8 protein-coding genes are annotated in these 6588 nt (G+C 62.1%); 1 reads left to right on the forward strand and 7 read right to left on the reverse strand.

The features are described from left to right. Positions 1 to 370, forward strand: a 370-nt coding sequence (locus tag D9T14_RS12950) for an IS1634 family transposase (RefSeq protein ID WP_147434132.1), incomplete at its 5' end; no start/stop codon positions are given. Here the strand turns inward: D9T14_RS12950 and D9T14_RS13765 are convergent. The 7 genes from D9T14_RS13765 to D9T14_RS14585 form a co-directional block, all read right to left on the reverse strand. After that, on the reverse strand, positions 351 to 503 hold the full coding sequence (locus D9T14_RS13765; protein WP_170175630.1) for a hypothetical protein: 153 nt from the start codon (positions 501 to 503) through the stop codon (positions 351 to 353). The two genes, D9T14_RS12950 and D9T14_RS13765, sit on opposite strands and share 20 nt — an antisense overlap. 399 nt (positions 504 to 902) lie before the next feature. Then, on the reverse strand, positions 903 to 1334 hold the full coding sequence (locus D9T14_RS12955; protein WP_126464149.1) for a hypothetical protein: 432 nt from the start codon (positions 1332 to 1334) through the stop codon (positions 903 to 905). A 105-nt stretch (positions 1335 to 1439) separates the two neighbouring features. After that, positions 1440 to 2255: a DUF2185 domain-containing protein gene (locus tag D9T14_RS12960; RefSeq protein ID WP_182482054.1), complete on the reverse strand. Its 816-nt coding sequence runs from the start codon at positions 2253 to 2255 to the stop codon at positions 1440 to 1442. Between the two features lie 11 nt (positions 2256 to 2266). Then, complete coding sequence (locus tag D9T14_RS12965) at positions 2267 to 3418, reverse strand: ankyrin repeat domain-containing protein (RefSeq protein ID WP_126464150.1); 1152 nt, start codon at positions 3416 to 3418, stop codon at positions 2267 to 2269. A 39-nt stretch (positions 3419 to 3457) separates the two neighbouring features. Further along, positions 3458 to 5887, reverse strand: coding sequence for a GH-E family nuclease (locus D9T14_RS14015; RefSeq protein WP_220668352.1), 2430 nt, complete (start codon positions 5885 to 5887; stop codon positions 3458 to 3460). A gap of 110 nt (positions 5888 to 5997) precedes the next feature. Further along, entirely contained in the window at positions 5998 to 6390 is a 393-nt protein-coding gene (locus D9T14_RS12975) for a DUF6507 family protein (protein ID WP_119161421.1), read from the reverse strand. Between the two features lie 58 nt (positions 6391 to 6448). Further along, entirely contained in the window at positions 6449 to 6580 is a 132-nt protein-coding gene (locus D9T14_RS14585; protein WP_510749563.1) for a hypothetical protein, read from the reverse strand. Positions 6581 to 6588: the final 8 nt, after the last annotated feature.

Below are 6588 nucleotides of genomic sequence, written 5' to 3' on the forward strand. Positions count from 1 at the left end.
GAAAGGCTACGTCACGAACATGCCCGCCACCCGAATCTCCGCGGCAGAACTCATTGCCGACTATCACGAGCTCTGGCTAATCGAGAAATCCTTCAGGATGTCGAAGAGCGACCTGAAAGCCCGCCCGGTCTTCCATCACACCCGCGAGGCGATCGAAGCCCACCTCACCATCGTGATGGCCGCACTCGCCGTCTCACACCGCCTGCAAACAATCACCGGGAAATCCGTCGCCAAAATCATCGAAACACTCGAGCCAATCCATGAAATGAACGTCAACATCGCTGGCCAAACCCTACCCGCTCACGACCAGATCACACCCGCAGCCCAAACCATCCTCGACACCCTCGGCCTCACCTGGCCCCCACACTAAAGTGGCACGAGTCGGGTTGGGCCAGCAGGCCGCGCAGCGCGATCATCTGGTCGTACAACTCGGCAGGCGCCACATTGTCGTAAGGCCGGTTGTCGTGGTAGGAACGGATCCAGCCACTGTGACGTTCCCCCACGGCCTGCACCACCGCCTGCAGGTACTCGGTTCTCCCGCATCCACGCGGTAAGCCCCTCGCGCAGGGCCTTGACCATTGTCACTTGGGTATCGGGGCCCGCGTTGGTCTCACTCACTCCGACACCCCTCTCCCCGGTCCGCAGACCGGAGATTCCTTGTTGTCATCCGTCATCTTCTCCTCGGGAGGACATGTCTTGGCGTGCCTGCTCGTGGCATCCTCTCCCGTGTCCGGACCATCGGCATTATCGACAGGGAGACTCGCCTCTAGCCGAGACATCCGGGTCACCTCGGCGGGTCGGCGCCTCACTATCGAGGGCCGCCTACACAGCATCCTTGACGCAATAAAACCACAGGGAGCTCTTTCATGACCAAGAGTTTACCAAATCACTAAAATATGGCCTCAGGAAAACAGCTCCTGAGCCTTGTCCATGAAATGTTGCCACTCACGAGTGACTTCCCATTCTTCAGCGTCATCACCATAGAAGAATCTGGTCTCAACGTTCTGACGATCAACCCTGGCGATCAATGCGAAACCCTTCGCACCGGCGCCCGAAAGACCGCGCTGCCACTTCATCAGCAAATCACCCAGATCACTCCTGCCCTCACGAGAGAACCAGCCCAGCTTGCTTTCACCGCGTGGGGTGACACCTGTGGTGAAATCAGCAACATTGCCATCGAAAACAGCCGAGAAAATATAAATGTATTCCCAATTGGTTCCAATGGACTTGACTTCAGGAGTGATGATCTCGATATAACGTTCAAGCAATTCTTGGGTATCCACCTCAGCCCCCAATCCTTTCACTTGAAAGATCTCACACCATGGATTCTTCATGCGGGAGCGAATTTAACCACATCCACCCTGGACTAATATTTCTGACCTCGCATGAGGTGGATAACTAGGCCGGAAGACATCAGAGCCTAGGGCTGGGTCTGGGTTTCAGTCCTTGAAGTGGCGTGCGAATCGGGTTCTCAGTATTTCTTCGTCTCCTGAGTACATGTCGTCCTCCCAGTCGCTTGCCAGATAGTTGGGTGGGGCGTCGTGGTAGGACACGAATCTCATCTCGGGGGGCTGGCGGGTCATTTTCACTGCTCCGAACAGTGCCCCGGGTCGGCCGTCCCGGTATGTCCCGGCATGCCATTTCCCGGCGGCCTGCGTGAGTTCCTCGGCGTACCGGCCGGCAGGCCAGCTGGTGATCTCGGTGCCGTCGGCCAAGGCCCTGATCTTGCACCGGGTGGGGCTCGCGACGAAGAAAGCGACCATCAACTCCTGCCAGGGGACGGTCAGCTCGGTGACCGCGCCGGAGAAGATCGTCTTGCAGCTCTCCAGGAAATCATCGGACGGGTCCACGTAGCCACGGTACTGGGGCCAGCCCCCCGGTGGCGGCGGGGCGGTGGGGTCGAACTGCTCCTCAAGCGGGATCTCCCGGCCCGTAGGGGTGTCCACGACACGGATCCGCTGGCCGTCATCGACTATCTGAAGATCAGAACCGACCGGCATGTTCCAGATCCCGATCAGCGCAGGCTCCAGAGCACACAACGTGTTGAAATCAACGACCACCCAGTTCGCCTGATCCGCGAGATACTCACTCGTGTCGATGTGACTGAAGACCCGCCAGCCATTGTCCGCCTCGTTCCGAGGGTTCGCCCGGACCATCCACCGGATACGCTCACGACGCTCCAACACGTTGTACGTCGTCAACGAGGTCCCAGCGCCCGGAATGAACTCCCCATGAGGCACATGCGAGGACGTCATGACAATCCTTCCTACTTCTTCTTTTTCTTCTTGCGGGCGGATGCCTTCAGGTTCGACTGCGGGGGCGGAACCTCCAGCCCATGCGAGACCAGCCAGCCAGTCACCGCGTCCAGCAGGCCGTCTGACTGGTCATCCCTGGACCTCACCACGTCGAGGACACTACGCCCACGACTACCGGGATCCAGCAGTTCGAGATCATCCCTGGCCAACAACACCTCGTAATAGCCACTCAGATCCAGTTCCGGTTTCTTCTTCCGCTTCCTAGCACCCGCAATGTATCCCAGGGGCCGGCCCGTGCTGCCGTCCTCGGCGTTCGGGTCGACACCGGCCGCCAACAGCTCCCGGAACAACGCGAGATTCTCTGGCGAACCCAGGTCCGGGGCCTGCACGAGCAGGTTCACCGCGCCCACCCCGTATCCGGGGTGCGCATAGTTCACATCGACGCCGTCGGCGATCAACCGCTCGGCGATCCGGGCCCGCGCGGCAGGATCAGGATTGCCCATGGCCTCCATCAGCAGCGTACGATCACGAGTCACCTCGTTCACCCGGTCCGGACTGTACCCGGCCACGAACTCGTCATAGCTACCCGACAACGCCAGGAACCACAACGGCCGCTCCACATCACGGCCATGAGCCCGCTCATAGCCCTCCAGCAGGACGGCCAGCCTCGGGTGATGCGGGTACCACATCCTCGCCTGCTCAAGAACCCCGACACCGAACCGGTTGGCAGAGCGCACATCCAAATCCGGCTGTTCAAGGAACACCTCGTAGATCGGCATGAGGAAATCATCCTTGACATTGGTCCGGGTGATGAGCACCTGCAGCGGGTAGCCCCACCGTTTGGACAGCTGGTTGACATCAGCCCCGCACTCAACAAGACGGCGCATCAACCCGGCATCCACATCCGGGGCCAGACCCTTGTTCGCACACAAGGCATGAATCACGCCATACCCATCGGCGAGCCCCACCCTCGGATCAGCACCATCATCGAGCAGCCTGCCCACCCAGTACACGCGCGCCCCGGGATCGGTCTCCTCCAACAGCACGTGCATGAGCAGACTCACATCATACTCACACAAATTCACCAAACCGGGTTCATACATCCCCTCGAAACCCGACGTCCCCCTGGAGAAAAGAGCCGCGACAACCGGATCATACGCCACAACAAACACCTCCCACACAAACCACCACAAGAACCCCTATCACGGAATCTCATCCATGTGAGATCGATTTCGCATCGGATCCTGGGGTATGTAATTATCCGGGTTTCGGTAGTCCTCCAAGAACAGTCTTTCATTCTCGATGGGGTCAGGACTGTACTCGTGGTTGAGATACTTGTCTCTCATCTTAGCATACTCTTTACCGGGCTTGTGGCCCATGTCCCATCCCTTCTCCATGTCATTGTGCGGCTGGCCCGGCTCCCATTCAACACGCCTCCTGCTTTCATCTATCTGTGTGACATACACATCGCCATTCTCGTCCTTGGCTGCATTGAAGACGCGCTCTTCCTGGCTCGGTATCCCGTTGGCCTGATCTCCTGGGTCGTATGAGGGGCGGTGGTTCGCATACGGCATGCGGTTCCCGTTCGCATCATATCCATATGAGTTCGGCTCTCCCTTGGGTGGAAGCCCGTTCGGGTATCCATTCCCGCGGTTCTCCGCCAGCCACATTTCGGCGTCGGGGTCCCAGTGCATGATCCAGCCGCGGTCGCCTCTTACGTTCTCAAGAAGTAGTGGCTGTCCCGTCCGGTGATCCAATGGAACGCCGTGTTCGTCACGAGGTGCAGCTTCAAGGGCCTGCCTCACTTCCTCGCGAGTGTATGCGGGTTTGGATGCATTCTGTTCCGGGTCGGTTTGCCTGTGATCGCCTTCAGTGTTATCACTGGCGCCATTGCCCTCACCGTCAGCGTGCTTGGCCGGGGTGTCCTCTCGGGTTCCTGAACCGCCAATATCCCGACCACGAGCATCCACCTCATGAGGAGTACCTGTGCCATTGCGCCCTGATCTGTTGTAGGCATCGGGATCGGAGTGCATACCGCCAGCTGAAGCATCCGGGTCACCGTGACGGGCCGAGACCTCACCGGTACCGGTCTCCGGGCCGTTGCCGGCCGAGCGTCCCGCGCCAGCAGCAGTATCGGTGCCGTGTCGGGCAGCACCCTCGCCCAGGTCAGGTGCGCCGGCTCGTGCCGAGTCGGGCATGTCCGGCGTACCGGCGGGGTCCTGGAGCCCGTCGAGTCCGCGCCGGGTCTGGCCGGCCCCGACATCGGCCTGCGGCGGGGCCTTGCCTGCGCTGGCGCCGCTCAGGTCCAGGCCCGGGCCGTCCTTGACTGGGAGGCCACCGGCCCGGCCCGGGTCTGGGAGGCTGGGGTTGTGCAGTGCGCCGTTCTCGATGGCCCTGGCGGCCCGTGAGACCAGGCCGGCGCCCTCTGCGGCGTGGGCGGCCGCATCGGCGGCCTTGAGGCCGGCCTCGCCGGCCTTCACCGCGAAGGAACCACCAGGGATGGCCGTGTCGGCGAAGGCCCCCAGACCACGCAGGGCCATCCTGCCGGCCTTGCCCGCAAGACCGGCACCCTTCATGGCGCCACCGACCTCGGCGCCCGGGACGAAGAAGGTACCGATGTTCACACCCGCAGACACCGCCGAGCGCACACCGTCCTTCTTCCACGCCGCGAACGGGTCATCAGCCGCAGGATCAATGTTCACCATCCCCGCCACGGTGTTCCACAGGTCATGCTCCTTCTCGCGGATGAACCTGGTGGCTTGGTTGTCAGCCCCGGTGCCCCGCGCACACTCAGCCACAGAAGCAGCCGGAACAGGCGCCGGGACCATGGCCAGCAGGGACAGGCCCAGGTTCCCCAGCCCCGCCCAGGTCTGCCCGGTCACGTCCCAGTTCCCGAACTCGCCGGTACGCGGGTCATAACCGGCAACCAACGACCCCGCGCCGGCGACCATGTCCACGATGGCATCGCACAGGCCCAGCACGGCCGACTCGACGCAGTTCTTCGACTGGTACTCGCTCGGCCCGCCCCACGGCAGATCACCGAGCTGGTCAAGCACATCACCGGTCAGATCGGTCGGCTGCTGCACGAAACACTCAGGGATCAGGTCATGGAGGGCGTTCACGCACGCGTTCTCGGCGTTGACGATCCGGATGACCTGATCATTGATCCGCGCGAGCAGCTTCGAGTTCTCCTCACACAACCGGCCGGACTCCCACCACTGCTTGTCCTCGGCGCCCTCACCAGAACGGAACGAGCCCGCACCATAAGAAGGAACGAACACCGGGGACTTCGAGGCCGGCTCGTCCACCCCACTGAGCGCCCTCGCCCGGAACGCAGCCGCCTCGGCCCGCAACTCCTCCAACCCGGGTTTGATCTCCTCGAGCTCCTCGGCGAACACATCCAGCGCGTCAGCCGCCCCACCCAGAGCCGACTCCACCTCCCCAGCCGCGGCCACCGCCGGATCCAACAAGCCGTACACCGTCTCAGCCTCGGGCGCCACATAGACGCCCTCGGCCCGCAGACCAGCCCACGCCGCCACCATCGCGTCCGTGTTCTCGGCAACCGAGCCGCCCATGGCTCGCAGATCCTCCGCCGCGTCCGTCACACAACCCGTGTCGATCCTCGGGATCATCTCCGGGTCGACTAGGCCCTCCGACATACCAAACGCCTCCTACAGGGGTGAAAAGGGAAGAAGGGTTCAAGGGGGCCCCGAACACGCCAGGCCCCCGCCAACCAGACCGGTCACGGGTCGAGCACGTTGTTCTCCTCGAAGAAACCGAAATCACCGCTACCGGCCGCCGCGGCCATCTCGGACTGGAACCTGCCGGCCATCTCCTCATTGCCCTGCATGTACGCCACGGTCGAGCTCGCCACACCAACAACACCGGCCTGCACACGGTTAGCGATCATCGCCAACTCGTCACTCAGCGAACCAATCAACTCGTCAACCGCCCCGGGCACCGCCCCAGACACCGTGTTCACCGTCGCCGAGCCCTCAACGGCCCCACCCGTCAAACAACCCGACAGATCAGCGAACTTCTCCTCGCTCAAACCCTCCCAGAACCGGTCCGCACAACCCGACACATCACTCAAAACGGCCCGCACCTGCCCGTTGTTGATCTTCCAACCACTCACCGTGTCACCTCCGCTCCATCACACGTCCGCCCAAACCTGGTGCTGGTTGCTGGCGCGGTCACAGGTGGACGGCGCTGGCGGCTCGTTGGAGGGCGGTCTGGGCGATCTGGTCGGACTGCTCCATCGAACCGATCAGCTGGGCGATGATCTGACGCACCTCATGCCCGGCCTTGTTCCAGTTGTCCTCCAACTGGTGCA

The sequence above is a fragment of the Propionibacterium australiense genome, from assembly GCF_003666605.1.
Taxonomy (GTDB): domain Bacteria; phylum Actinomycetota; class Actinomycetes; order Propionibacteriales; family Propionibacteriaceae; genus Propionibacterium; species Propionibacterium australiense.